Genomic DNA, 25,689 nt, shown 5'->3' on the forward strand with positions numbered 1-25,689 from the left:
TTGCGATTGTAGTCAAACTGAGCGGTGCCGGCCAGCACCGGGATGACCGTTTGAAGCAGAGCAGGAAGAATATCACATAAATTTTCAGACCACGGCTAACCATTACTCCTGCCTATCGTGCTGACAGGCTTCACGGACGGCGGGTTTTACTGTAGTTTCTCTCGCCTTGAAAAGGCAGCCGTTACCCCAACCTATAGGCCTGCTTTCACCTACTTTTACTGGAGTCCCCACCATGAGTGACGTGCAGCACCACCGCCTGATTATCCTCGGTTCCGGCCCTGCGGGTTACACTGCGGCAGTTTATGCTGCACGCGCCAACCTCAAGCCGGTTGTGATTACCGGGATTCAGCCGGGTGGCCAGCTCACCACCACCACGGAAGTGGATAACTGGCCTGGTGATGTAGAAGGCCTGCAAGGCCCTGATCTCATGGTACGCATGCAGCAGCATGCCGAGCGTTTCGACACGCAGATGGTCTACGACCACATCAATGAGGTAGAACTCAACAACCGCCCGTTTACCCTCAAGGGTGATTCCGGCACCTATACCTGTGATGCACTGATCATCGCCACGGGGGCCTCCGCCATGTACCTGGGGCTGGATTCTGAAGAAGCGTTCATGGGTCGAGGCGTCTCCGCCTGTGCCACCTGTGACGGATTCTTCTACAAGGGTCAGCGTGTCGCAGTGGTAGGCGGCGGCAACACCGCCGTTGAAGAGGCACTCTACCTCTCCCACATCGCCGAGCATGTCACCCTGATCCACCGTCGTGACACCCTGCGTTCGGAAAAAATCCTGCAGGACAAGCTCCTCGCCAAGGAAAATATCAGCGTAGAGTGGAACCACACACTGGAAGAAGTACTCGGTGATGACAGCGGCGTGACCGGCATTCGTATCCAGTCCACTCAGGGCGAAGGAAGCAAGGACCTGGAGCTGCAGGGCGTTTTCATCGCGATTGGGCACAAGCCCAATACCGATATTTTCGCCGGTCAGCTGGACATGAAAGACGGCTACCTGAAGGTCAACAGCGGCACCGAGGGGAATGCGACTCAAACCAGCATCGAGGGTGTATTTGCTGCCGGTGACGTGGCGGACCACATCTACCGCCAAGCCGTGACCTCTGCGGGTTCTGGCTGTATGGCCGCGCTGGATGCCGAGCGTTACCTGGACAACCTGAAAGGCTAATTCAACCCTCAACAGGTCCAGAAGCCTATGGTGCCATGGCTGGAACCGGGAGCGCCGTTCCCGGATACCCGTGATGCGCTCACCGACCCCGACGGCCTGCTGGCCGCCGGGGCGGATCTGAGCCCGGACACACTTGTCCGGGCTTATTCTTCTGGGATTTTTCCTTGGTATGATGCGGACTACCAACCCATTCTGTGGTGGTCACCCGCGCCTCGCTGCGTCTTCTACCCTGATCAAATCCACGTTAGTCGAAGTCTGCGTCGCCACGTGAATCAGGTACCACTGACAATAACGCTGGACTCTGCTTTTTCTTCGATCATGGCACTGTGCGCCGCACCCCGTGGCGACGGTCAGGGCACCTGGATCAGCAGTGATATGGTCAATGCCTATGTCAACCTCCATAAGCTCGGCTACGCACACAGCCTTGAGGTCTGGCAGGGAGACAGCATCGCGGGCGGCATTTACGGTATTCAGCTGGGCAATATCTTTTTCGGCGAGTCCATGGTCTCCCCCCTGCCCAACGGTTCCAAAGTCGCCCTGGCTGCGCTACAGGCACTAGCAAAATCCCTCGATATCCAGCTGATCGATGCGCAGGTAGAGAACCCGCACCTTCGTAGCATGGGTGCCTGCATGATTGACCGTGCCACCTTTAGCCAACACCTTCGGCAATGGATTCCTGCTCACCCCGCCCCCGCCCAGTGGCCCAAGGAGAGCTGGACATGGGCCACTTTACCGGCTGACGACAAAAGACCGGCCTGACCAGCTGTCAGGTAAGGATTCTCAGCCCTGATCCTGTTGGCTAAACTGGACCCATGACTGATCTTTCCACCCTGCGATTCTTCCGGACCCCGGCCCATGCTTGCAGCTATCTGGAAGACCGCCAGGCATCGACATTGTTTGTGGACCCTCAGGCCACGCTGTCACCGGCGCTCTACAGCGAATTGAGCCTGCTGGGGTTTCGCCGTAGTGGCGATTATCTTTACCGCCCCCATTGCGAAGAATGCTCAGCCTGCATACCTGCCCGGGTACGGGTCGCAGATTTCCGGCCACGTCGTCGCCACCGGCGAATCCGCAAGTTGAATAAAGACCTGGTGGTCAACCGTGAGCCAGCCCGCTTTACCCGTGAGCTGTATAGCCTTTATGCGGATTACATCAACCAGCGCCACGGCGACGGTGACATGTATCCCCCTTCCGAGGAGCAGTTCACCAACTTTCTGACCTGCGAATGGGCCGATACGCACTTCTATTGTTTCCGGGAGAACGGCAAGCTGCGTGCCGTTGCCGTGACGGATCAACTGGAAGACGGCCTGTCTGCGGTGTATACCTTCTTCGATCCACGCCAACACGACCGCAGCCTGGGCGTGTTGGCGCTGCTCTGGCAAATCGAGCAATGCCAACGCCTCTCTCTGCCTTATCTGTATCTCGGGTACTGGATCAACCAGTGCCAAAAGATGAGCTACAAGAACCAGTATCAACCCCTCGAAATCCTGCGTAGTGGAGCCTGGAAAGACCTGCCTGACCAAGGGGAATGACCGTCTCCCGCATCAAAGTGCAACAGGTTTTGCAGCCGGCCCGCTTTCTAGGCATAATTGCGCCCTCGCTCGTAGCCGGTAACCCAAGGTATTCGTTGGATGGCGAAAGAAGAACAGATTGAACTCGAAGGTGTGATCGTTGAAACCCTGCCCAACACGATGTTTCGTGTGAAGCTGGACAATGGTCATGTAATCACTGCCCACATCTCCGGAAAGATGCGTAAATTCTATATCCGCATCCTGACCGGTGACCGGGTGAAGGTGGAAATGTCCCCGTACGATCTGACCAAAGGTCGCATCACTTTCCGCATGAAATAAAACGGGCCGCTGCACGCAGCAAGCCAAAGAAATACCCCCGCCTCTCTCGAGCCGGGGGTATTTTTGTTTGCGCCTTTAGCTGTTAACGATTCACTGTTAACTGTTCACTAAATCACGCCGGCTCCGCCTCCGCAGATTTCACGGTCAGGTCGAGCTTGCCGTCTTTCTCGGCCACATCCACCTGTCCACCCTGCTCGGCCAATTCGCCAAACAACAGCTTTTCCGCCAGTGGCTTCTTGAGCTGTTCCTGGATCAGGCGAGCCATGGGGCGCGCGCCCATATCCTTGTCATAGCCCTTTTCAGCCAACCAACGGCGAGCAGAGTCGTCTACGTGCAGCACCACACCCTTCTCATCCAGTTGCGCCTGTAGTTCCACCAGGAACTTGTCCACCACGCCGAGGATCACCTCGGTGGTCAACGGCGCAAACTGCACGATACCGTCCAGACGGTTGCGGAATTCAGGGGTGAATACCTTCTTGAGCATCTCCATGCCGTCGGTACTGTTGTCCTGCTCGGTGAAACCAATGGAGCGCTTGTTCAGCACCTCAGCGCCAGCATTGGTGGTCATGATCAGGATCACGTTACGGAAGTCTGCCTTGCGACCGTTGTTGTCGGTCAAGGTAGCGTTGTCCATCACCTGAAGCAGAATATTGAACACTTCCGGGTGCGCTTTCTCGATCTCATCCAGCAGCAACACGCAATGCGGCGTCTTGGTAATCGCCTCGGTAAGCAGGCCACCCTGATCATAACCAACATAACCCGGAGGCGCGCCAATCAGACGGCTTACGGTATGCCGTTCCATGTACTCAGACATATCAAAGCGAACCAGCTCCACACCCAGTGCACGGGCCAGCTGACGGCTGACTTCCGTTTTACCCACCCCAGTGGGGCCAGCAAACATGAAGCTACCGATGGGTTTGTTCTCGCCCTTGAGGCCTGCCCGTGACAACTTGATGGCCGCCGAAATCGTGTCGATGGCATCGTCCTGACCAAACACGGTCATCTTCAGGTCACGTTCAAGATTACGCAGCAGCTCCTTGTCTGAGGAAGACACCTGCTTGGGCGGAATTCTGGCAATCTTGGCCACCATATCTTCCACGTCGGTCTCTTCGATGGTGTGCTTGCGCTCATCCTCAGGACGCAGACGCTGCCAGGCACCAACCTCATCAATCACGTCAATGGCTTTGTCGGGCAGATAGCGATCATTGATATAACGGGCGCTCAATTCAGCGGCTGCCTTCAGCGACGCATCGCTATAGACCACATCATGGTGCTTCTCAAAACGGGATTTCAGCCCCTTGAGGATACCAATCGTGTCTTCAACGGACGGTTCCACCACATCGATTTTCTGGAAACGGCGCGACAAGGCACGGTCTTTCTCGAACACCCCACGATATTCCTGGAAGGTGGTAGATCCCATGCACTTGAGCTCACCGTTGGCCAGCAGCGGCTTGAGCAAGTTGGACGCATCCATTACCCCGCCGGAAGCCGCACCAGCTCCAATAATGGTATGGATCTCATCGATAAAGAGGATCGCGTTGGGTTCTTTCTTCAGGTCGGACAGGAGCGTCTTGAGACGCTTCTCGAAATCGCCCCGGTACTTGGTGCCCGCCAGCAGCGCACCCAGATCCAGCGAATAGACCGTGGCATCCAGCAATGGCTCGGGAACCTTGCCTTCAACGATCATGCGCGCCAGCCCTTCTGCGATGGCGGTCTTGCCCACACCGGGCTCGCCTACCAGCAACGGATTATTCTTGCGTCGACGGCACAGGATCTGCGCCGCCCGTTCGATCTCGAAGGCTCGCCCTACTAGTGGATCAATACGATCCTCCTGAGCCAGCACATTCAGGTTGGCAGCATAGTTCTCCAGCGCAGAAGCTTGTGCAGCGGCTTCTGCTCCCTCCGCTTCCTGCTCTACTTCCGGAGCCTGGGTAGAATCCTGCAACTGAGAGATACCGTGAGCAATGAAGTTCACCACATCCAGGCGATGGATGTCCTGGCAGTTCAGGAAATATACGGCCTGGCTTTCCTGCTCATTAAAAATCGCCACCAGCACATTCGCACCTGTGACTTCCTTCTTGCCTGAAGACTGGACACTGAACACCGCGCGTTGCAGCACACGCTGAAATCCCAGTGTCGGCTGGGTATCCCGCTCCGGATCGCTTTCCGGCAACAGCGGGGTGGAATCTTCAATAAACTGGCTCAGTGAATCCCGCAGGTCCTCCAGATCCGCGCCACAGGCGCGCAGCACTTCCACGGCTGCCTCGTTTTCCAGTAATGCCAGCAACAGATGCTCCACGGTCATGAACTCATGACGGTGACTGCGTGCATGGCGAAACGCTTCATTGAGCGTCATTTCCAGTTCTTTACTGAGCATAAGGCTACCTCACTGCCAGTACCCGATTCAGGCCTCGTCGACCTGACACATCAGCGGATGCTGATTTTCCCGGGCATATTCGACCACCTGAGTGGCTTTCGTTTCGGCGATGTCCTGGGGATAAATCCCGCAGACAGCCTTTCCTTCCGTATGAACCGCCAACATGACCCTGGTGGCCTGCTCGCGCCCCATATTGAAGAAGTCCTCAAGTATCTCTACCACGAAGTCCATCGGCGTGTAGTCATCATTCAACATCCACACCTTGTACATGGAAGGCGGCTTGAGTTTGGGTCTGGCCTCTTCAATGGCCAGGTCTCCATGGCGATCCGGTTCTGAGGGTGAATCCGAGGGACCACTGACTACCTGGCCGTTCAGTTCATTCATATCCGGGTGCCATTGATATTGCCAATTCATAAGTCTTTAAACCGTTGTAACCCTGCTGGCGTCAACAGGCAATGATGAAATGATGGGCGGTCATGCTTTTTTCAACCCCCCGCTACCATTGATTCCACGCGGGGTTGACACCCATGCAGTGCATGTTTAAAAGTTGCACAATAGTGTGCTTTAGAATCCTTGTATCGCACCTACATTGTAACGCAGCGGATACCGTTGAATAAAAATAAACGATGTGCCGAAAGGCACTTCAAGCCATCGGATAGGCAGAGGGAAGGACCATGGCAACGGGAACAGTCAAGTGGTTTAACAACGCCAAAGGGTACGGATTTGTTAGGCCAGACGAAGGGGGAGAAGACCTGTTTGTGCACTACTCCTACATTCAGATGGACGGCTACAAGAGCCTCAAGGCCGGGCAACCGGTTGAGTATGAAATACAGCCGGCCAACAAGGGTTTTCATGCAGTGAACCTGCGCGCCCACGGTGAAGCCAGTAACGAAGCCGATAGTAGCGAAGGCCCAGCCAGCTAAACCAGCGCGTTCTTGGTACTCCTCCGCCGGGCCAGACGACTGGCCCGGCCGTTTCTACAGTCAGCCCAATCCCCTCCCCTTGAGCTGTAGCCCCTCCTGTCCAGCATCGAACCAGCAATAGTCGCCATCCAGCTTCTCCACGACACAAAAAAAGCGAGCCTCTTACGAGACTCGCTTTCTTACTGGAGGCCAAGGCCTGCCAGTCACTCACTGGTACAACACCTGAAGGATCCTTACAGCTTGTCCAGAATGCCGTTAAAGGTCGCACTCGGGCGCATGGCTGCAGAGGCCTTACTGAAGTCAGGGTTGTAATAACCGCCGATATCAATGGGCGAACCCTGCACCGCCACCATTTCCTTGACGATGTTCTCTTCGTTTTCCGTCAGAGAGGAGGCTATCGGGGCAAACTTGGCCTTCAGCTCCGCATCATCATCCTGGGCAGCCAGCGCCTGGGCCCAGTACATGGCGACGTAGAAGTGGCTGACCCGGTTATCCGGCTCACCCACTTTACGTGAAGGAGCCTTGTTCTGCTCAAGATACTGCTCGTTGGCCTTATCCAGAGCAGCGGCAATAACCTTGGCCCGTTTGTTGCCGTACTTTTCGCCCAGTTCTTCGATGGAAACCGCCAGCGCGAGGAACTCGCCCAGCGAATCCCAACGCAGATGATTCTCTTCCAGGAACTGCTGGACATGCTTGGGCGCAGAACCACCTGCTCCAGTTTCATAGAGGCCACCGCCCGCCATCAGCGGCACGATAGAGAGCATCTTGGCACTGGTCCCCAGCTCCAGAATCGGGAACAGATCAGTCAGATAATCGCGCAGCACGTTACCGGTCACGGAAATGGTATCCTTGCCGCGAATCATCCGCTCCATGGTGTAGCGGATCGCCTGCACCGGAGACATGATACGAATATCCAGGTCGCTGGTATCGTGGTCCTTCAGGTACTCGCGCACCTTGATAATCAGCTGCGCATCGTGGGCACGCTCTTTATCCAGCCAGAAAATAGCCGGGGTATTACTCAGGCGAGCACGGGTCACAGCCAGTTTCACCCAGTCACGGATGGGCAGGTCTTTGGCCTGGCACATACGCCAGATATCGCCCTCCTCTACATCGTGACTCAACAACACCTCACCGTCTTCACGGACCACACGCATAGTGCCGGCACCGGTCATCTCGAAGGTCTTGTCGTGGGACCCGTATTCCTCAGCTTTCTGGGCCATCAGGCCCACATTGGGTACCGAACCGCAGGTCACCGGATCAAAAGCCCCGTGGGTTTTGCAGAAGTTGACCACTTCCTGATAGATGGTGGCGTAAGTGCTTTCCGGGATGACAGCCTTGGTATCTTTCAGCTTGCCATCAGCCCCATACATCTTGCCGCCCTGGCGAATCATGGCCGGCATGGAGGCATCAACGATCACATCTGACGGCACATGCAGGTTGGAAATGCCGCGATCAGAATCCACCATCGCCAGTTCAGGGCGGTGCAGATAGCAGGCACGAATCGTGGATTCGATCTCCAGGCGCTGGGAAATCGGCAGTTCCTCAATCTTCTGATAGATGTTGCTCAGGCCGTTATTCGGGTTGGCGCCAATCTCTTCCAGCACCTCACCGTGCTTCTCGAACAGCTCCTTGTAGAAACGACGAACCGCATGACCAAACACGATGGGGTGAGAGACCTTCATCATAGTGGCTTTCACATGCAGGGAGAACAGCAGCCCGGTGTTCTTGGCGTCTTCAATCTGCTCGTCAAAGAAATCGCACAGCGCCTTTTTGCTCATGTACATGGCGTCGATGACTTCGCCATCCAGTAGCGGAAGATCGGGCTTTTTGACCGTGACATTGCCATCCGCATCCACAAATTCGATGCGGACATTACAGGCCTTCTCCACGGTGGTAGATGTCTCATGGGAGAAAAAGTCGCCGCCACGCATATGAGCGACATGGGTGCGGGACGCCTGGCTCCAGTACCCCATGCTGTGGGGATTCTTGCGAGCATAATTTTTGACCGCCAGCGGTGCGCGCCGGTCTGAATTACCTTCCCGAAGCACCGGATTTACTGCAGACCCCAGCACTTTTGTATAGCGTGCCAGGATGTCCTCTTCTTTCTCATTGCGTGGCTCGTCAGGATACTCCGGCACCTTGTAACCGTGCTCATTCAGCTCGGCAATCGCCTCCCGAAGCTGCGGGATTGATGCACTGATGTTGGGAAGCTTGATGATGTTGGCTTCAGGATCCTGGGTCAGATCGCCCAGCTCGGCAAGCGTGTCGCTAACCCGTTGCTCTTCGGTAAGGCATTCAGGGAAATTGGCGAGGATGCGAGCAGCGAGAGAAATATCGCTACTTTCGACTTCGATTCCTGCGATCGAAGTAAATTTTTCAATGATGGGCAAAAAGGAATAGGTCGCCAGCGCTGGCGCCTCGTCGGTCATGGTATAAATAATTTTAGGCGTGGTCATCGAATTATAAGTCCCAATTGTATTGGCAGTGTTTCCCACCTGATATGAGTCGGCTTTTGACCGTCAGATCAGCGGGTTTAAACAGATTACTCCCTCTTAATAAAGGCTTGCGCTGGCGAGTATAGCACCGACCGTTTAGCCTTGTTAGCGCAGCCGGCCAGCAACACAACGCATTTTATCAATCAGAACCATCAGGATTGTCAGACTCCATGGCGCAATTGATCTTACTCAACAAGCCTTTTCAGGTCTTGTCCCAGTTCCAGGATAATCAGGGGCGGCGGACACTCAGCGAGTTCGTTCCGGTTCCGAAAGTCTATCCGGCTGGCCGACTGGACTGGGATTCTGAGGGCCTCCTGTTACTGACTGATGATGGTAATCTTCAGGCCCGTATCAGCAGCCCACGCTTCCACCTGCGCAAAACCTATCTGGTGCAGGTAGAGGGCAAACCCGGGGCGCAGGAGCTGCAAAAATTACGCCAAGGCATCACCTTGAAGGACGGCCCCACCCGACCAGCTCAGGTCGAGCTGATTCAGGCACCCGATCTCTGGCCTCGTAACCCGCCGGTCCGCTCACGAAAAACCGTAGCCGATAGCTGGCTCAAACTCACCATAGACGAAGGTCGAAACCGACAAGTGCGCCGAATGACTGCCGCCATCGGTTGTCCGACCCTGAGACTGATACGCTGGCAAATTGGCGACTGGACTGTCGCCGGCCTGGCCCCCGGCGAATGGCGTGCTACCGAGGTTCATGCCCCGGCTCGCCGGCCAGCCAGGCGGCAGCAGCAAGGGCGTCGCGCTCGCGGGCCTCGACCCAATGCCAAGAGCCGTCAATAAGCTCTTTCTTCCAGAACGGGGCGCGGGTTTTCAGGATATCCATGATGTAAGCACAGGCCTCAAAAGCAGCCTGCCGATGCTCCGCGCTCACCGCCACCTGAACGATCTCGTCGCCCTGCCGCATAGTGCCAACCCGGTGCACCACCCAGGCACCATTAAGGTGCCAGCGCTGCCCTGCACGCTCAACAATGGTGCCTAAAAACCGCTCCGTCATGCCAGGGTAATGCTCCAGATGGAGAGCCTCCACTCGCCCGTCCTCATCCCGTACATGCCCCGAGAACAGCACAATGGCACCACTGACGCCCTCATCACGAAGCCATTGCTGGGGAGCTGTCGCATTGAGCGGAGCATCCTGCACTGCGATACAGGTTTTCATCCTCCGGTCACCGGTGGAAACAGTGCCACGACATCACCGTCTTCTAAACTGGCCTCTTCGCTGGCCAGCATCTCGTTCACCGCCACCATTCTGCATGGCGTCGCGGCAAACGCCGCTGCCAGCGTCTGGTCGGATTGCTCCAGCCAGCCAATAAGCTCAGCCACCGTCGCCACCCCGTCCGGCAACGCCATCTCGAGACACTCTTTCCCTGACCGTTCTCGCAGCGCCGCAAAGAAACGCACCTGAATCATCTTGCTACCCTTCGCTATTATCGGTGTGCCCGGAAGCTCTGCGGTAATGGCCGCTACGGCCCCCGGCCTTCTCAAGCAGACATACCGTTTCAATAACCATGCCGCGATCCACCGCCTTGCACATGTCATAGAGCGTCAAGGCCGCCACAGAGGCACCTGTCAGCGCCTCCATCTCCACCCCGGTGGTGCCACTGAGCTTGCACAGCACCTCAATCCGCAGGGCATCCTCGCCCTCCGGTTCGATATTCACATTCACCTTGGTGAGCAACAACGGATGGCAAAGCGGAATCAGATCCCAGGTCTTCTTGGCTGCCTGAATGCCAGCAATACGTGCCGTGGCCAGCACATCCCCTTTCGGGTGGCGCTGATCCAGTATCATGGCCAGGGTTTCCGGGCGCATGCGCACCCGCGCTTGTGCGACCGCAGTGCGCTGGGTTACCGCTTTCTCGGTCACGTCCACCATCTGCGCCTGACCCTGGTCATCCAGATGGGTAAAGCGATCCTCTGACATCCTCACTCCCGGCCTGTTGTCGAAGCGCAGGCTGCGCTACCATTCCCGCCTTTCCATACCGCATCGTGCCTGATTACCTTGTCACAGGCACCCGTATTGGCAGAATCGCTATGAACAGCTTTGAGCCGCACATTACTGTGGCCTGCGTAGTGGAACAAGACGGACGCTTCCTCTTCGTACGAGAAATGAGCAAAGGGCTTGAGGTCATCAACCAGCCCGCAGGCCATGCCGAGTTTGGGGAAACCCTGGTCCAGGCCGCCTACCGGGAAACCCTGGAAGAAACCGCCTGGCAGGTGGAAATCACCGATTTGCTTGGCTGGTATATCTTCCAGCCCCACAAAGGTGGCGGTGTCTATTACCGAACCTGCTTTGTGGCTCGCCCGATCAGTCATGATCCGCGTCAGAAGCTGGACACCGGCATCCTGGAAGCCGTCTGGCTGACCCCGGATGAACTTCGCGCCCAGCGCGATCAGCATCGCAGCGCCCTGGTGGAGCGCTGCATGGACGATTATCTGTCCGGGCGACGCTTGCCCCTGGACAGCATTTATCAGCATCCCTGGCCGCTTCAGCGCGGCTAATGGCGACAGGCGCTAGTATGACTAAAGCTCCCAAAGATACCCGCGTCATCGTTGGCATGTCCGGCGGTGTCGATTCGTCCGTGGCCGCGGCCCGCCTGATTGATGCGGGTTATCAGGTCGAAGGCCTGTTCATGAAGAACTGGAACGAGGACGACGGCACGGAATACTGTACCGCCCGTGAAGACCTGCTGGACGCCATGCAGGTAGCGGGCGTGCTTGGCATCGAGCTACACACCGCCAATTTCGCCGCCGAGTACTGGGATCGGGTATTCGAGCACTTCCTCGAGGAATACCGGGCCGGGCGCACCCCTAACCCGGATATCCTCTGCAACAAGGAAATCAAGTTTCAGGCGTTTCTGGATCATGCCGTCACGCTTGGTGCGGACTATATCGCTACCGGCCATTATTCCCGGGTGGACCACAATGGCCCGGCAAAACTGGTGCGCGCAGTAGATACCAACAAGGACCAGACCTACTTCCTTCACGCTGTCGACTACCGCAAGTTTGATCAGACCCTGTTCCCGCTGGGCGACCTGGAAAAACCGGAAGTGCGCCGTATCGCCGAGGAAAAGGGGTTCGCCAACCACAAGAAGAAAGATTCCACTGGTATCTGCTTCATTGGCGAGCGACGCTTCAAGGACTTTCTGGAACAGTACCTCCCCGCCCAACCCGGCAAGATCGAGGACGATCACGGCAATGTGATTGGCGACCACGACGGGCTGATGTACTACACATTGGGCCAGCGCCAGGGGCTGGGCATTGGAGGCCGAGCCGACGCCAGCGACGCCCCCTGGTATGTGGCAGGCAAGGATCTGGATCGCAATGTACTCATCGCAGTGCAGGGAACGGAGCATCCGCTGCTCTATAGCCGCGAACTCACCAGCGCCCCAATGCAGTGGGTAGCACTTGAGGCTCCAGAATTACCCGCCAGACTCACCGCCAAAACCCGCTATCGCCAGCCGGATCAGGCTTGCACAGTAAGCGATGCGGGAGAGGGTCGGGTTCACGTGGTATTCGATGAGCCACAGCGTGCCGTGACACCAGGACAGTCCGTGGTGTTTTACGACGGTGACACCTGCCTCGGCGGTGCACCTATTCAGCAAACCGCATGAGCGAGTCAGGAGACAGCATGAGTGAACGCTTCAGCCCTGAGCAGCAACAGGTACTGGCTTTGGCGGCTGTGTTTCAGGCGGCACAGCTAGGCGATGATCTTGCCCTTCGTGGAGATTGCGACCCGCGCGCCCTGCGGGCACTGATCGAAGGCGTGATGGCACTGGATGCTGACAACTTTGATGCCATCTACCCACAACCCCAGTTCCTGCGCGAGGGCCTCGCTCTGCTGGAATTGAGCCTCAATCGCAACAGCGGCGGCGCCTCGCTCCGCCCACTGAATTATGGCCTGTCGCTCCTGCATCTCGCCTCGAAATTGCGCAAGAGCGAAGAGACCACCAACATCCTTCGCCACAGGCTCATGGCGCTAAAGGGCCAGCAAGCGCATTTCTCGGATCTGGCGGACGATGCCTTCTGCCACAGGCTGGCGAGCATTTATGTGGATACCCTTGGCTCCTTCCGTTTCCGCATTCAGGTTAAGGGCGAGCCAGCCCATCTTCAGGACGAAGACAAGGCCGCGCGTATCCGCACACTGTTCCTGGCTGGCGTGCGTGCCGCCTTCCTCTGGCAACAACTGGGAGGCCGACGCTGGCACATCCTTTTCAAGCGAAAGCAGATTCTTTCCGTTCTCGAATCAATAAATATCAGTTAGTTAGGATCTTTTATTAAAGTCGCTTATCATTTCTTGCTCCTGCAAAACCGCTGCAGAAGCACCTCTTGAGAAGCGGGTTACCCCTGCACACAGTAAATGCCTCAGACAGCCCCCCCCCCTCAAGGTCAGGGGTTTTGATCTTCGAAACTCGCTTCTCGTAACTCGCCACCCCTATGCTCCGCCCCTACCCGCAAGAGCACGCCGAAAGTGGCATCAGCGCCGGCTGCTACGCATCCTCAATCAAACACGCAACCCCGCCTGTTTTGCTGTATCATTGCGCCGCTTTTACACCTTACTTGGATGATTCCGGAGCCTGACTCATGTCCAGCCTGAACACGCTTACCGCCATTTCACCGGTCGACGGCCGCTATGCCGGCAAGGTCGATGCCCTGCGTAACACCACCAGTGAATACGGTCTGATCCGCTTCCGCGTTCATGTGGAAGTCAGCTGGCTGGAGCAACTCGCTCACGACAAGAACATCCCGGAAGTTCCCCTGATGAGCGGCCAGGCGGCCTGGCACCTGCGCGGTATCACCCGCGACTTTGAAGCGAAGCATGCCGAGCGCATCAAGGAAATCGAAGCCACCACCAACCACGACGTAAAGGCGGTTGAATACTTCATCAAGGAACAGATGGCCGAGCACAAGGAACTGGCCGGCATGAGCGAATTCGTGCATTTCGCCTGCACCAGTGAGGACATCAATAACCTGTCCTACTCCCTGATGCTCAAGGAAGCCCGCGAGATCCTGCTGCCGAAGATGGACCAGGTGATCAGTGCTATCCGTCGTCAGGCTCATAGCCTCGCCGATCAACCCATGCTGTCCCGCACCCATGGCCAATCCGCCTCCCCCACTACCGTGGGCAAGGAAATGGCTAACGTGGTGGCCCGCCTGCAGCGTCAGCGCGATCAATTCGCCGCGGTGGAATTGCTGGGCAAAATCAATGGTGCGGTGGGTAACTACAACGCCCACCTCTCCGCCTACCCGGAACTGGATTGGGAAGCCTTTGCCCGTCGTTTTGTGGAAAGCCTGGGCCTGACGTTCAACCCCTTCACCACCCAGATCGAACCGCATGACTGCGTGGCCGAATACTTCCACGCCCTGATGCGCTTCAACACCATCCTGCTCGACTTCGACCGTGACGTGTGGGGCTACATCTCTCTGGGTTACTTCAAGCAGAAAACCGTGGAAGGCGAAGTTGGCTCCTCCACCATGCCGCACAAGGTCAACCCCATCGACTTCGAGAACTCCGAGGGCAACCTGGGTCTGGCCAATGCCATCATGGATCACCTGGCAGCCAAACTCCCCATCTCTCGCTGGCAGCGTGACCTCACTGATTCCACCGTGCTGCGAAACGTAGGCGTGGGTCTGGCCCACAGTCTGATCGCCTTCGAAGCCAGCCTTAAGGGCATCGGCAAGCTGGAAGTGAACCCTGCTCGTCTGGACGCTGATCTGGAAGCCGCCTGGGAAGTGCTGGCCGAGCCCATCCAGACAGTGATGCGCCGCTACGGTATCGAGAAACCCTACGAGAAGCTGAAAGCCCTTACCCGTGGCAAAGACGGCATCAACCAGGAAACCCTAACCGTGTTCATCAATGAACTGGCCATCCCTGATGAAGCCAAAGCGCTGCTGTTGGCCATGACCCCTGCCAGCTATGTGGGTAACGCAGCCGCACAGGCTCGCAGCATCTAAGAAGCCCCCCCCCGTGGCACCAACGGTGTCACGGGGCATGCCCGGACGATTCCATGTCAGCTTCCCTTCCCCACTTTGTGCTGCCCATGCCAGCAGAGGATTTTCTGCGTGATTACTGGCAGAAAAAACCGCTGTTCATGCCCGCTGCCGCCAGCGGACTGGACAGCCCTGATGCCGATACCCTGGCGGGGCTGGCACTGGAAGACGGCGTCGAAGCGAGGATTATTCAGGGTGCCGGCAACGGCCCCTGGAAATTACAGCAAGGGCCTCTGGAAGAATCGGTCTTTGCCGAACTGGGTGAGGAAAACTGGACCCTGCTGGTTCAGTCCGTCGACCACTATCTGACCGAAACCTCCCTGCTGCTGGACTGCTTCAACTTCCTGCCCAACTGGCGCCTGGAAGACATCATGATGAGCTATGCAGCCAAAGGCGGCAGCGTCGGCCCGCATTTTGACCGTTACGATGTCTTCCTGATCCAGGCCAGCGGTACACGCCGTTGGCAGATTGGCGACGTCTGTGATGACAGCAGCCCCCGGCAAACGCATCCAGACCTGAAACTGCTATCGGACATGACCGTGCGGGAAGAATTCATTGCCCAACCTGGCGATGTGCTCTACCTGCCACCCGGCGTTGCCCACCATGGTGTCGCCGAGGACAGCGACTGCATTACCTGGTCAGTGGGCTTTCGCGCCCCGGATTACCAGATGTTGATGGCAGAAATCGCCGGGGAATGCCTGGCCGATGCTGAGAGTCAGCTCTTCTGTGACCCTGACCGCACCCCCAACGGCAACCCGGCCATTCTTGCCGATGGGGATCGCCAGCAACTGATTCGCGGCGCGCTGGAACTTTTACAGCCAGAGGCCATCGAAAAAGCGGTTTATCGCTGGCTCTCAACCCCTCGGCAGGATGGCCTTGAATTTGCCGTCGACGACCACCATATTCGCATGCGCGATGGCGATATCCGTCTGGTTCGCCATGGCAGCACCCGACTGCTCCTGCAGGGCAATCGGGTCTGGCTGAATGGGGAATCACACCCTCTGACTGAAAAACAACGCCCGCTGGTGCAACTTCTGGCCAGCCAAAGACGCTACAACCATAACGAGCTGGAAGCGGTCATGACAGAAACCGCCCAGGAATTGCTTCATGAATGGATTGAACAGGGCTATTTCGCCCCGCTATAACGAGACCCCCATGGCTATCAGCATCATCGAAACCCGCTGGGATGAACATCAGGACGCCCTAAAAACGTTGCGTCAAAAGGTATTCATTGACGAGCAACACGTTCCCGAAGAACTTGAGTGGGATGGTGAGGATCAGGAGGCGGTCCACTTCCTGGCCATGGATGCGAATCAGAAACCGGCAGGCTGTATCCGTCTTCTCCCTACCGGCCAGATCAGCCGCCTGTGTGTACTCTCCGAGCAACGCAACAATGGCGTTGGCAGCTCCCTGCTAATCGCAGCAGAAGAGGCCGCCCGCGCCAAAGGGATGGAAGAAATCTTCCTGCACGCCCAGACCCACGCGACCAGCTTCTATGAAGCTGCAGGCTTCTCTGTTTCCGGTGGTATTTTCATGGATGCCAACATCCCCCACCGACAGATGTTCAAACCCCTGCTCTAACCGGCATGGCTTTCGAAATCGGCAAGGACGACACCCTGCTTTCCCTGCCCCACGGTGAGGCCAGTCAAGGACTGGCTTCACTGATTGAAGGCTGCCGCCGCACCCTTTGGCTGCGCCTGCCATTACTGGATGGTCTAACCGCCGACAGCGCCGTCTGCGATGCCATCAAGACGCTGGCCATCAGTAGTGAACGGGTAGATATCCGCATCCTGTTTGATAGTCAGGAGGCTGCTATCCGGGATGGTCACCGATTGATTCACCTGGCTCGCCGCCTGCCATCACGTCTGCAATTACGTCAAACGCAACAGGACGACCGTGATGAACTGGCCTGCCACGCTATTGGCGATGGCACAGGCCTGTTTGAGGCCAAAGGCTGGCCACGGCCGGCACGCATCCATCTCTGCGGCCATCGCCTGCCACAGGCACCCAGGTTGGCGCGGGATTTTCAGACCATCTGGGAGCGAGCTGGTGGTAATCCTGAGTTGCGGGAATTGAAGCTTTAAAAGCAGCTGCGGGCTACTAGCTGTGAGCTGCGAGGAAAACATCAGATACGGTAGCGTTGGCTGAGTCTTGAGGCATGAGAAGCGAGTTTCGAGATACGAGTTTCGAAAGGCAAAGGCCAAACCCTCGTATCGAGGCAGGATTGTCGTCACTGGGGACTCGAGACTCGAATCGGGTTGTTCGCGCCTCAAGTGGCGCCTACAGCATGATCATCGGATCTGCAAAGCGAAAGCGCCCTGATTTTTCCTCACCCAAAACACCCTCCGGTGTCTGGACGCGGCCACCAATCTGGCTGTCGCAGCCCCACCATCCCCCGCCGCTGTTCACTATTCACTGTTAACCGATCCTCGAAACCAACCGCCAATTTACCTGCCCACTAGCCTGATACTTTTCCTCAAAGTCAGTCACCGGCTCAAAACCTTCAGGCAGCGACTCAATAACAGCCTGATAATCACTCAGCGCCAGCGCCACTTTGACCTCTTCCAGGTACACAGGCCAGTTACTGCGCAGTTCCAGTTCGCCACCCAGGGCCAGTACCGCTGGCCATACCGGGTGACCGTGCCAGCGGCGCTTGAGGTGGGCGCTTTTGGGCCAGGGGTTGGGATAGAGGATCTGATGGCGAGCCAGCTGCCAGCCAGCCTCCACCATCAGTCGCCACAGGCCGGCACAGTCGCTTCGCAGCAACAGCAGGTTCTCCGGTAACGGAGAGAAACGACGCCGGGCCTTTGCCAGCCTGTCCGCTGACTGGTCCACGCCGATCACCAGTACCTCAGGGTTCGCCAAAGCCAGATGAACCGAAGAGCGACCTGTACCACAGCCGCTATCCAGCATCAGAGGCAGCTGCTCACCACGCTCCTGACGCCAGCGTCGAGCCAGCTCAAAAGCTTCACGGTCAAAATCCGCCAGCGGTGCACGCCACGGACTGGCCAAATGGCGTCTTACCACCTTCTCAAGATCCGCATGGACGCCATCCTGATTGGACTGGACCTCTCGACTATTGGCAAACATGGACAGACATCTCACTCAGGAACCGGGCAGCTATTATGCCTGTCTGATCAGAGGGATGCAGGCGTGAAGGTCTGATAAAAATGCACAGGCACAAACACTCGTTCGGTATTGGCGTAAAGCCAGTTCACATGCGCCAGGCGTCCGACCAACTTGAATTTCCGGCCTGGTGCGACAAACTTGATGTCATGATGGCTACAAGGATACCCATGGTAAGGACACTGTTTTTTCTGCTTCTGCTATGCAGCCTTAACGCCTGGTCACAGGACATGAGCCTGCATGTGATATCACGTCCGGATGCCGACGCACTGGTGCCGGTGATAGGCCCGCTGTTGCCAGAGGGAGGTACAGTGAATGCCTACCAGGGCAAACTGATCATTCGCACCACCCACCAGAACTTCCAGGAACTGCAGTCCGTGCTGGGTGAACTCAACCGCAAGCCAAGCTCCGTCACGGTTTTCTTGCGACGGGCCGGCAGCGCCGAGAGCGCGCATTCGAGAGCAGGTATCGACATTGTCAGGCGTCCAGCTCAAACCAATGCCAGAGTCCATATACAGCAACAACGGGAAAACCAGCGGCATCAGGACGACTACCGCATCCGCACCCTCAGCGGCTATCCCGCCGGCATCAATCGCGGCACCCTGCTCGCCCTCAGCGGCGGGAACTACGGTACCGTGCTGCACAATCTCGAGCGCGGCATCCAGGTCACGCCTCAGGTCAATACGGATGGCTCAGTCACCCTGCAGATCCGGCAACGCCACGATCAACCCGGAGGCCCCGGTGTAGCCGACACTCAGCATAGCGCTTCTACCCTGCGACTTGAGCCCGGCCAATGGCAGCAGATGGGCAGCATCAATACCATCAAACAGAGTAACCAGCGTGGGATCGGTCGTTACCAGACCTCGCGGCAAGCTGTGACGTTGCCGATAGAGGTGATGGTTCAGATCAGTGAATAGTTAACAGTGAACAATGAATAGCTGCGCGAGCAGCGCTTGTCAGGCTCTATAACGCAAGAGGCCGCGCCCAGAATCTGGGCGCGGCCTCTTGGCTTTCAGGCAACCAACGACGCGCGAGCGCGCCGCTGTTAACTGTTAACTATTCACTGTTAACTGCTCACTTGCCTGCTTTCAGTTCACGGCGACGACGGTGCAGAACCGGCTCGGTGTAACCGCTCGGCTGGGAGCAGCCCTCGAATACCAGCTCAACAGCTGCCTGGAAGGCAACAGAACCATCGAAGTCCTTGGCCATGGGGGTATACAGGGGATCGTTGGCGTTCTGACGATCCACCACATCCGCCATGCGCTTCAGGGTTTCCATCACCTGCTCTTTGTTGGTGATGCCGTGGTGCAGCCAGTTGGTCACGTGCTGGCTGGAAATACGCAGGGTGGCACGGTCTTCCATCAGGCCCACATCATTGATGTCCGGCACCTTGGAACAGCCCACGCCCTGGTCGATCCAGCGCACCATGTAGCCCAGGATGCCCTGAGCATTATTGTCCAGCTCCTGCTGGATTTCCTCGGCGGTCAGTTCGCGATCCAGCAATGGCAGGGTCAGGATGTCATCCAGCGACGCACGCTCACGGCTAGCCAGCTTGGCTTGTACTGCGGCCACATCCACTTCGTGGTAGTGAGTCACGTGCAGGGTAGCGGCAGTCGGGGACGGAACCCAGGCACAGTTGGCGCCCGCGTTCGGGTGGCCGGCCTTGTTGGCCATCATCTGAGCCATCTCGTCCGGCATGGCCCACATGCCTTTACCAATCTGGGCGTGGCCCGGCAGGCCGCATTCCAGACCGATATCCACGTTCCAGTCCTCATAGGCCTTGATCCAGGCCATGCCCTTCATGTCGCCTTTGCGCGCAAACGGACCGGCTTCCATGGAGGTGTGCATTTCATCACCGGTACGGTCAAGGAAACCAGTGTTGATGAAGATCACGCGGTCGCTGGCCTGACGGATACACTCCTTCAGGTTCACGGTAGTGCGACGCTCTTCATCCATGATGCCGATCTTGAGGGTCTTGTCGGCCAGGCCCAGGGCCTTCTCGACACGACCGAACAGCTCAACGGCAAAGGCTACTTCTTCCGGGCCGTGCATCTTCGGCTTCACGATGTACACGGAACCGGTGCGGCTGTTGCTCAGCTTGTTGATCTTCTTCAGGTCGTGCATGGCCGCCAGTACGGTCACCATGCCGTCCATGATACCTTCCGGGGTTTCCTCACCATTCATGAGGATGGCCGGGTTGGTCATCAGGTGGCCCACGTTACGCACCAGCAGCAGGGAACGGCCGTGCAGGGTCAGGGTGGAACCGTCCAGCGCGGTGTACTCACGGTCACCGTTCATGGAACGGGTCATGGTCTTGCCGCCCTTCTCAAAGCTTTCCTGCAGGTCACCCTTCATCAGGCCTGCCCAGTTGCGGTACACCTCAACCTTGTCTTCCGCATCAACGGCGGCAACGGAGTCTTCGCAGTCCTGAATGGTGGTGATGGCAGATTCCAGCAGCACGTCTTTCATGTTGGCTGCGTCGTCAGCACCGATCGGGTGGCTGGCGTCGAACTGGATTTCCGCGTGCAGGTTGTTGTGCTTCACCAGTACACCGGTGGGTGCAGCGGCGTCGCCCAGGTAACCTTTCAGCTGGGATTCGTCTTTCAGGCCGGTCTTTTCGGCGCCGAGAGACACAACCAGCTTGCCATCAACGATGGCGTAACCTGTGCTGTCTTTGTGGGAGCCAGCAGCCAGCGGGAAGTAGTTGTCCAGGAAGTCGCGAGCCCAGGCAATCACCTTGGCACCACGCTTCGGGTTGTAGGCCCCACCTTTCTCGGCGCCGCCTTCGTTGGAGATGACGTCTGTGCCGTACAGAGCATCGTACAGGCTACCCCAGCGAGCATTGGCCGCATTCAGGGCGAAACGGGCATTCTTCACCGGTACTACCAGCTGCGGGCCAGCAATGGTGGCGATTTCTTCGTCAACGTTCGCGGTAGTGACCTTGAACTCGTCGCCTTCCGGCAGCAGGTAGCCGATCTCGGTCAGGAATGCCTTGTACTCGGCCATATCGATGGTTTGGCCCTTGCGCGCCTTGTACCACTCGTCCAGCTGAGCCTGGATGGCTTCACGTTTTTCCAGCAGCGCCTTGTTCTTCGGCGCCAGGTCCTTGAGGATGGCTTCCAGCTCGGCCCAGAAGTGTTCCGGGTCAACGCCGGTACCCGGCGCAATCTCGTTGACTACCAGATCATGGAGTTCGGCAGCGATTTCGAGGCTACCCTTCTGAATACGATCGGTCATGGTGCTCCTACCCTTCTGGTCCAGAGAAGTCTTGAGTAAATCGGCGCTTTCCGTGAAAACCGGCAGTAAACCGGTTTGTCCGACCCAGCCAGAAAGCGGGTCGGGCCATCACATCAACCCCGGGAAGTACGACTGCGGCGAGACGACCCAGCCGGGCCACTCGCGAAAAAACGGTGGGTATTCTAGCCGAAACGCGGCCACGAATCATGTTTAGTGACAACAATTAGCGTGACTGTGTGGTCTGCGATCAACCGAAGAGGTTGACCACATCCAGCCGGTGTGCCTGCTCACCGCCACGTTGCTGACCGTCTTCCAGATTTTCGAAGTCGAACAGGCGGGTATCGGCCAATTGGGAGGGGGCGATGTTCTGTACGGCGGCAAAGATATTCTCGATGCGACCGGGTTGTTCACGATCCCATTTCTGCAGCATTTCCTTGATCACCTGACGCTGCAGGTTCTCCTGAGAACCACACAGATTGCAGGGGATGATGGGAAAATCCTTGAAGCCGGAGAATTCGATAATGTCTTTCTCGCGGCAGTAGGCCAGCGGGCGAATCACGATATTGCGGTTATCGTCACTGCGCAGCTTGGGCGGCATGGCCTTCATCTTGCCGCCGTAGAACATATTCAGGAACAGGGTTTCAACAATGTCGTCACGGTGGTGGCCCAGAGCAATCTTGGTGGCACCGATCTCTTCGGCAAAGCCATACAGGCTGCCGCGACGCAGACGGGAGCACAGGCCACAGGTGGTTTTCCCCTCAGGCACCTTTTCCTTCACGATGGAATAGGTGTCTTTTTCCAGGATGTGATACGCCACCCCTTCCTTTTCCAGGTACTCGGGAAGGATGTGCTCCGGGAAGCCCGGCTGCTTCTGGTCCAGGTTCACCGCTACCAGCTCGAAGTTAACTGGAGCCGAATGCTGCAGATTACGCAGGATCTCCAGCATGGTGTAGGAATCCTTGCCGCCGGACAGACACACCATCACCTTGTCGCCTTCACTGATCATGTTGAAGTCGGCGATGGCACGCCCCACTTCCCGCCGCAACTTCTTCTGCAGCTTGTTGAAGCGGGTACTTTTTTTGGATGCTGCGCTGTCAGACATCAGGTGACCTTCATTTTGCGGATCAGTCGGCGATACAGTGCGGGGGACCAGCGTTTAAGGTAAACACCAGCCTTTTCGCGGCCGGCGATGATAACCTGATCCCTGCCCTGCTGCACGGCCTTGAGCAACCGTTCAGCACATTCATCAGCACTAATGCCTGCCTCCTGGGCGTCATCCATACTGCCCTGGGCTGAGCCGTCGGCAGTCAGCGCGTTAACAGACACCTGGGTACGGACGAACCCGGGCATCACCAATGTCACCCGGATACCATGGTCGTACTCTTCTGCCCGTAATGACTCGAAAAAGCCATGAAGCGCATGCTTGCTGGCGCTGTAGGCACTACGCAGCGGCGTGGGCAGCTCGCCCACCAACGAGGTAACCACCACAAAGCGGCCTCCTCCTTGCGCTCGGAACAGAGGTAGTACGGCTTTGGTCAAGGCCACTGTGCCAAAGAAGTTCACTTCCATAATGCGCCGATCCACAGACAAATCCGTGTCTGCTACCAGCGAGCGCTGGGAAATACCCCCGTTATGGACCACCAGGTCAACCTGTCCAAACTTGCCTTTCACCGCCTCAACAGCAGCGGGCATAGCGTCGCTGTCGGCCAGATCCAGGGGCAGAATAAAATGCTCTGCCGCGTTCACCAGCCCTTCCCGAACCCGCTCAAGCTCCGCTTCGCGACGAGCGGACAGCACCAGCCGCGCGCCTCGCCGGGCAAAGGATTTCGCCACCGCTTCACCAATGCCGGAGGATGCACCGGTAATCCAGACCACGTTGCCAGCCAGGCTCTTGGACATGCTGTTATCTCCCTGATTGCGAATACCGCAGAGAGTAATGGGGAAGAAGGTAAAACCAAAGCGCAGCGTGTAATTGAGGAGTTTGAAAGGACACTGACTGCCTGAGCGATAACGCAGAAGCGAGTGACGAGTTTCGAGTTGCGCGTTGCGAGAACCCTAACCCGGGCAGCTTTTGGGTTTTGGCCTTTCGAACCTCGCTTCTCGCAACTCGATACTCAGTATTCGCCCGCAAGCGGCGCCCTTTCAAGGTATGTTATTTCAGCTCCTTCGACGACAGTCCCAGCAGATGCCGCGCGATGATCAGTTGCTGGATCTGTTGAGTGCCTTCGAAGATATCGATGATTTTCGAATCCCGTGCCAGCTTCTCCAGCAGGGTGCGCTCCGAGTAGCCCAATTCGCCACACAGGGCCACGCACTTGAGAGTAACCTCATTACCCATTCGCCCGGCCTTGGCCTTGCACATGGAGGCATCCTTTGAATTGGGCTGGCCGTTGTCTGCCATCCAGGCGGCCTTGAGGGTCATCAGGCGGGCGGCCTCCAAGTCGGCCTCCAGTCGGTACAGCTCGAGTTCACGAGCAGTAGAGTTATAATGCAGTTTCGAGAAATCAGCCTTAACCCCTTCTTTTTCATATATTTCACGGGTAATTTCCAGTGCGGCACGAGCGACACCCAGGGCCATGGCTGCCACTTGTGGGCGGGTGTTGTCGAAAGTCTGCATCACCCCACCGAAGGCTTTCTTGCGTGCCTCTTCACTGTCGGCTATGTCCGGTGAACCAAGGATATGATCCTTCGGTATCCTGCAATCATTCAGTGACAGTGCCGCAGTATCCGACACCCGCAATCCCATCTTGTCCTCTACCCGCACCAGGCTCATACCGGCATTGTCGCGAGGCACAATGAACGACTTGATCGCCGCCTTGCCCAGCGACTTGTCCAGTGTCGCCCACACCACTACGGCATCGCATCGCTGGCCGCCCGTACAATAAATCTTCTCGCCATTGAGTACCCACTCATCGCCCTCCAACCGGGCGGTTGTGCTAATGGCGGCAGAATCAGACCCGGCGCCCGGCTCGGTGATCGCCATCGCGCAGTAGAGCTTGCCGTATTTTTCCTTTTGCTCAGCAGTCCCCACCGCCATCACGGCAGCGTTGCCCAATCCAGTGCCGGGAATCGAGAGCATCAGCCCCACATCACCCCAGCTCATGGCCTCTACGCCCATGATGCCCATCATGTTCGCACCATTACGGATCTCATCGGATGGTTCCGCTTTACCCTTTGGGCCGCGCCCCATCGAAGCCATCATCTGGGCGACCGGCTTCAGTTCATCCGGCGTCTCACAGTGCTCGATGGCATCATACTTGCGCGTGATGGGACGAAAGACGCCTGCTGCCAGCTGCTGCGCCATATGCTGAACCTGGGTCAGCTTCTGGGGAAGTTCCAGATTAATCATGATCTCTCTCCTTACACCATCAGGCTGCCGTGAAGTACGGCCATGCTGCGCAAATTGCGGTACCACATCTCCAGGGGATAATCGCGTACAAACCCTGCACCACCGAACAGCTGAATACCATTGGTACCGATTGCCATGGCCTTTTCCATGCACTGCAACTGGGCCAGGTACGCTTCACGATAGAAAGGCAACCCCTGCTCTGCACGACTGGCAGCACGCAGCATCATCAGCCGCATCCCTTCGATTTCAATGGCCATATCTGAAACCATGAAGGCCACGGACTGCCGCCAGGCAATAGGCTCGCCAAATGCCTTACGCTCCTTCACATAGGGAATGGCGTAATCCAGCACCGCCTGACAACAGCCGACGGCCAGTGCACATTGCCCAATCCAGGACAGTGCCAGCAAGCGATCCAGATCAAAACCGGGTAACCGGTGCGAAGCAGGCACAAAGACCTTATCGAGCGTCAGCGTGCAGAGTTCTGCGCTCCTTAATCCCATGGTGGGCTCTTGGCTTACGGTAAGCCCCTCAGCTTCAGCTGGCACCATAAACGCTGCCGCACCCTCAGGGCTGTCGGCAATGACCAGGAAGCACTGGCAATGCTTTCCCGCCGGCACAAGGCTCTTTATGCCATTGAGACGAAAGCCTCCTTCATCTGGCGCCGCCAGGGTTTGCAGCTGCGAGGGTTCAAACGTGGCCCGAGGCTCGACCAGTGCGATCGCAGCCCCCTGCCACTGCTCAGAAATCAAACCCGGCAGCCACTGTTCCTGCTGCTCCTCACTGCCAAAGTCGATCAATGCATTGACGACGGCCATAGGCTGTAACGCAGCCAGTGAATGGGACATGTCCCCGGCCCCGAGATCCTCGCAGGCAAGCGCGTTGGACAATGGTGAGCGCGACAGTCCGACACCTCCAAGCGCCTCTGGCACGGGCATGAATGCCAGGCCGAAGTCGTGAATCGCCGCAATCAAATCCTGATTCATGCTACCCGCATCGTCGGCTGCCCTGGCCTGCGGCCCCAGAGAATCACGCACCAGACGCTGCATATTCTCGCGGGTAATTCTCTGTTCTTCATTGAGTGTCAGATCAAAAAGCGCTGCTTCCATGACATCCTCTTCCTGCTGCTTCTGAATGGCTTGCCATTGAGATCCTT

At 57.3% G+C, this 25,689-nt stretch carries 26 protein-coding genes; 14 read left to right on the plus strand and 12 right to left on the minus strand.

Annotation, left to right across the window (positions count from 1 at the left end; translation table 11 throughout):
• Positions 1 to 232 precede the first annotated feature (232 nt).
• The 4 genes from trxB to infA all read left to right on the plus strand — a co-directional run bounded on the left by trxB (position 233) and on the right by infA (position 3,030).
• Positions 233 to 1,180, plus strand: coding sequence for a thioredoxin-disulfide reductase (gene trxB, locus Y5S_RS05625; protein WP_035231126.1), 948 nt, complete (start codon positions 233 to 235; stop codon positions 1,178 to 1,180).
• Positions 1,181 to 1,207: 27 nt separating this feature from the next.
• Positions 1,208 to 1,939 carry a leucyl/phenylalanyl-tRNA--protein transferase gene (gene aat, locus Y5S_RS05630; RefSeq protein ID WP_035231128.1) on the plus strand — a complete coding sequence of 244 codons (732 nt, stop codon included), beginning with the start codon at positions 1,208 to 1,210 and terminating at the stop codon, positions 1,937 to 1,939.
• A 53-nt stretch (positions 1,940 to 1,992) separates the two neighbouring features.
• A complete protein-coding gene (locus Y5S_RS05635) occupies positions 1,993 to 2,712 on the plus strand; it encodes an arginyltransferase (RefSeq protein ID WP_035231130.1) in 720 nt (239 codons plus the stop codon).
• Positions 2,713 to 2,811: 99 nt separating this feature from the next.
• Entirely contained in the window at positions 2,812 to 3,030 is a 219-nt protein-coding gene (gene infA / locus Y5S_RS05640) for a translation initiation factor IF-1 (protein WP_022984063.1), read from the plus strand.
• 112 nt (positions 3,031 to 3,142) lie between these two features.
• Here infA and clpA read toward each other — a convergent pair whose 3' ends face one another.
• Together clpA and clpS are read right to left on the minus strand one after the other, a co-directional pair.
• The gene (gene clpA, locus Y5S_RS05645) at positions 3,143 to 5,407 is read right to left on the minus strand and encodes an ATP-dependent Clp protease ATP-binding subunit ClpA (RefSeq protein ID WP_035231134.1); all 2,265 of its coding nucleotides are present in this window, start codon (positions 5,405 to 5,407) and stop codon (positions 3,143 to 3,145) included.
• A 27-nt stretch (positions 5,408 to 5,434) separates the two neighbouring features.
• Positions 5,435 to 5,821 carry an ATP-dependent Clp protease adapter ClpS gene (gene clpS / locus Y5S_RS05650; protein ID WP_197055102.1) on the minus strand — a complete coding sequence of 129 codons (387 nt, stop codon included), beginning with the start codon at positions 5,819 to 5,821 and terminating at the stop codon, positions 5,435 to 5,437.
• Between the two features lie 260 nt (positions 5,822 to 6,081).
• Between clpS and Y5S_RS05655 the strand changes: the two genes are divergently transcribed.
• Positions 6,082 to 6,330, plus strand: a complete 249-nt coding sequence (locus Y5S_RS05655) for a cold-shock protein (RefSeq protein ID WP_035231138.1) — start codon at positions 6,082 to 6,084, stop codon at positions 6,328 to 6,330.
• Between the two features lie 233 nt (positions 6,331 to 6,563).
• Here the strand turns inward: Y5S_RS05655 and Y5S_RS05660 are convergent, their stop codons facing one another.
• Positions 6,564 to 8,786 (minus strand): NADP-dependent isocitrate dehydrogenase, encoded by a 2,223-nt coding sequence (locus Y5S_RS05660; protein WP_035231139.1) that lies wholly within the window; start codon positions 8,784 to 8,786, stop codon positions 6,564 to 6,566.
• Between the two features lie 209 nt (positions 8,787 to 8,995).
• Between Y5S_RS05660 and Y5S_RS05665 the strand changes: the two genes are divergently transcribed.
• On the plus strand, positions 8,996 to 9,619 hold the full coding sequence (locus Y5S_RS05665) for a pseudouridine synthase (RefSeq protein ID WP_035231141.1): 624 nt from the start codon (positions 8,996 to 8,998) through the stop codon (positions 9,617 to 9,619).
• Here the strand turns inward: Y5S_RS05665 and Y5S_RS05670 are convergent.
• From Y5S_RS05670 to moaC, 3 genes are read right to left on the minus strand one after another with little or no spacing between them, the layout of a single operon-like run.
• Complete coding sequence (locus Y5S_RS05670) at positions 9,522 to 9,995, minus strand: molybdenum cofactor biosynthesis protein MoaE (RefSeq protein WP_035231143.1); 474 nt, start codon at positions 9,993 to 9,995, stop codon at positions 9,522 to 9,524. The two genes, Y5S_RS05665 and Y5S_RS05670, sit on opposite strands and share 98 nt — an antisense overlap.
• On the minus strand, positions 9,992 to 10,246 hold the full coding sequence (gene moaD, locus Y5S_RS05675) for a molybdopterin converting factor subunit 1 (RefSeq protein ID WP_035231144.1): 255 nt from the start codon (positions 10,244 to 10,246) through the stop codon (positions 9,992 to 9,994). Before moaD ends, Y5S_RS05670 begins: the two co-directional genes overlap by 4 nt.
• A gap of 4 nt (positions 10,247 to 10,250) precedes the next feature.
• Positions 10,251 to 10,757: a cyclic pyranopterin monophosphate synthase MoaC gene (gene moaC, locus Y5S_RS05680; RefSeq protein ID WP_035231146.1), complete on the minus strand. Its 507-nt coding sequence runs from the start codon at positions 10,755 to 10,757 to the stop codon at positions 10,251 to 10,253.
• 110 nt (positions 10,758 to 10,867) lie between these two features.
• Between moaC and Y5S_RS05685 the strand changes: the two genes are divergently transcribed.
• From Y5S_RS05685 to Y5S_RS05715, 7 genes are all read left to right on the plus strand, one after another.
• Complete coding sequence (locus tag Y5S_RS05685; protein WP_035231148.1) at positions 10,868 to 11,335, plus strand: NUDIX hydrolase; 468 nt, start codon at positions 10,868 to 10,870, stop codon at positions 11,333 to 11,335.
• 17 nt (positions 11,336 to 11,352) lie between these two features.
• Positions 11,353 to 12,447, plus strand: a complete 1,095-nt coding sequence (gene mnmA / locus Y5S_RS05690; protein WP_035231151.1) for a tRNA 2-thiouridine(34) synthase MnmA — start codon at positions 11,353 to 11,355, stop codon at positions 12,445 to 12,447.
• A 17-nt stretch (positions 12,448 to 12,464) separates the two neighbouring features.
• The gene (gene hflD / locus Y5S_RS05695) at positions 12,465 to 13,097 is read left to right on the plus strand and encodes a high frequency lysogenization protein HflD (protein ID WP_035231154.1); all 633 of its coding nucleotides are present in this window, start codon (positions 12,465 to 12,467) and stop codon (positions 13,095 to 13,097) included.
• 320 nt (positions 13,098 to 13,417) lie between these two features.
• Positions 13,418 to 14,788 carry an adenylosuccinate lyase gene (gene purB, locus Y5S_RS05700; protein ID WP_035231155.1) on the plus strand — a complete coding sequence of 457 codons (1,371 nt, stop codon included), beginning with the start codon at positions 13,418 to 13,420 and terminating at the stop codon, positions 14,786 to 14,788.
• Between the two features lie 53 nt (positions 14,789 to 14,841).
• Positions 14,842 to 15,969, plus strand: coding sequence for a JmjC domain-containing protein (locus tag Y5S_RS05705; protein WP_035231157.1), 1,128 nt, complete (start codon positions 14,842 to 14,844; stop codon positions 15,967 to 15,969).
• Between the two features lie 10 nt (positions 15,970 to 15,979).
• Positions 15,980 to 16,405: a GNAT family N-acetyltransferase gene (locus tag Y5S_RS05710; RefSeq protein WP_035231159.1), complete on the plus strand. Its 426-nt coding sequence runs from the start codon at positions 15,980 to 15,982 to the stop codon at positions 16,403 to 16,405.
• 5 nt (positions 16,406 to 16,410) lie between these two features.
• Complete coding sequence (locus Y5S_RS05715) at positions 16,411 to 16,908, plus strand: DUF7931 domain-containing protein (RefSeq protein ID WP_035231161.1); 498 nt, start codon at positions 16,411 to 16,413, stop codon at positions 16,906 to 16,908.
• A gap of 334 nt (positions 16,909 to 17,242) precedes the next feature.
• Here Y5S_RS05715 and trmB read toward each other — a convergent pair whose 3' ends face one another.
• Complete coding sequence (trmB, locus tag Y5S_RS05720) at positions 17,243 to 17,914, minus strand: tRNA (guanine(46)-N(7))-methyltransferase TrmB (protein ID WP_035231162.1); 672 nt, start codon at positions 17,912 to 17,914, stop codon at positions 17,243 to 17,245.
• A gap of 206 nt (positions 17,915 to 18,120) precedes the next feature.
• Between trmB and Y5S_RS05725 the strand changes: the two genes are divergently transcribed.
• Positions 18,121 to 18,867: a hypothetical protein gene (locus Y5S_RS05725; protein WP_035231164.1), complete on the plus strand. Its 747-nt coding sequence runs from the start codon at positions 18,121 to 18,123 to the stop codon at positions 18,865 to 18,867.
• A 157-nt stretch (positions 18,868 to 19,024) separates the two neighbouring features.
• On the opposite strand, the gene Y5S_RS05730 is transcribed toward Y5S_RS05725, so the two are convergent.
• The 5 genes from Y5S_RS05730 to Y5S_RS05750 all read right to left on the minus strand — a co-directional run bounded on the left by Y5S_RS05730 (position 19,025) and on the right by Y5S_RS05750 (position 25,642).
• Positions 19,025 to 21,187: a malate synthase G gene (locus Y5S_RS05730; RefSeq protein WP_035231167.1), complete on the minus strand. Its 2,163-nt coding sequence runs from the start codon at positions 21,185 to 21,187 to the stop codon at positions 19,025 to 19,027.
• Between the two features lie 247 nt (positions 21,188 to 21,434).
• Entirely contained in the window at positions 21,435 to 22,289 is an 855-nt protein-coding gene (gene ttcA, locus Y5S_RS05735) for a tRNA 2-thiocytidine(32) synthetase TtcA (RefSeq protein WP_035231170.1), read from the minus strand.
• On the minus strand, positions 22,289 to 23,086 hold the full coding sequence (locus Y5S_RS05740) for an SDR family oxidoreductase (protein WP_035231171.1): 798 nt from the start codon (positions 23,084 to 23,086) through the stop codon (positions 22,289 to 22,291). Before Y5S_RS05740 ends, ttcA begins: the two co-directional genes overlap by 1 nt.
• A gap of 253 nt (positions 23,087 to 23,339) precedes the next feature.
• Positions 23,340 to 24,536 carry an acyl-CoA dehydrogenase family protein gene (locus Y5S_RS05745; RefSeq protein WP_035231173.1) on the minus strand — a complete coding sequence of 399 codons (1,197 nt, stop codon included), beginning with the start codon at positions 24,534 to 24,536 and terminating at the stop codon, positions 23,340 to 23,342.
• An 11-nt stretch (positions 24,537 to 24,547) separates the two neighbouring features.
• A complete protein-coding gene (locus tag Y5S_RS05750; protein WP_035231175.1) occupies positions 24,548 to 25,642 on the minus strand; it encodes an acyl-CoA dehydrogenase family protein in 1,095 nt (364 codons plus the stop codon).
• Positions 25,643 to 25,689 lie beyond the last annotated feature (47 nt).

The sequence above is a fragment of the Alcanivorax nanhaiticus genome, from assembly GCF_000756665.1.
Classification (GTDB): domain Bacteria; phylum Pseudomonadota; class Gammaproteobacteria; order Pseudomonadales; family Alcanivoracaceae; genus Alcanivorax; species Alcanivorax nanhaiticus.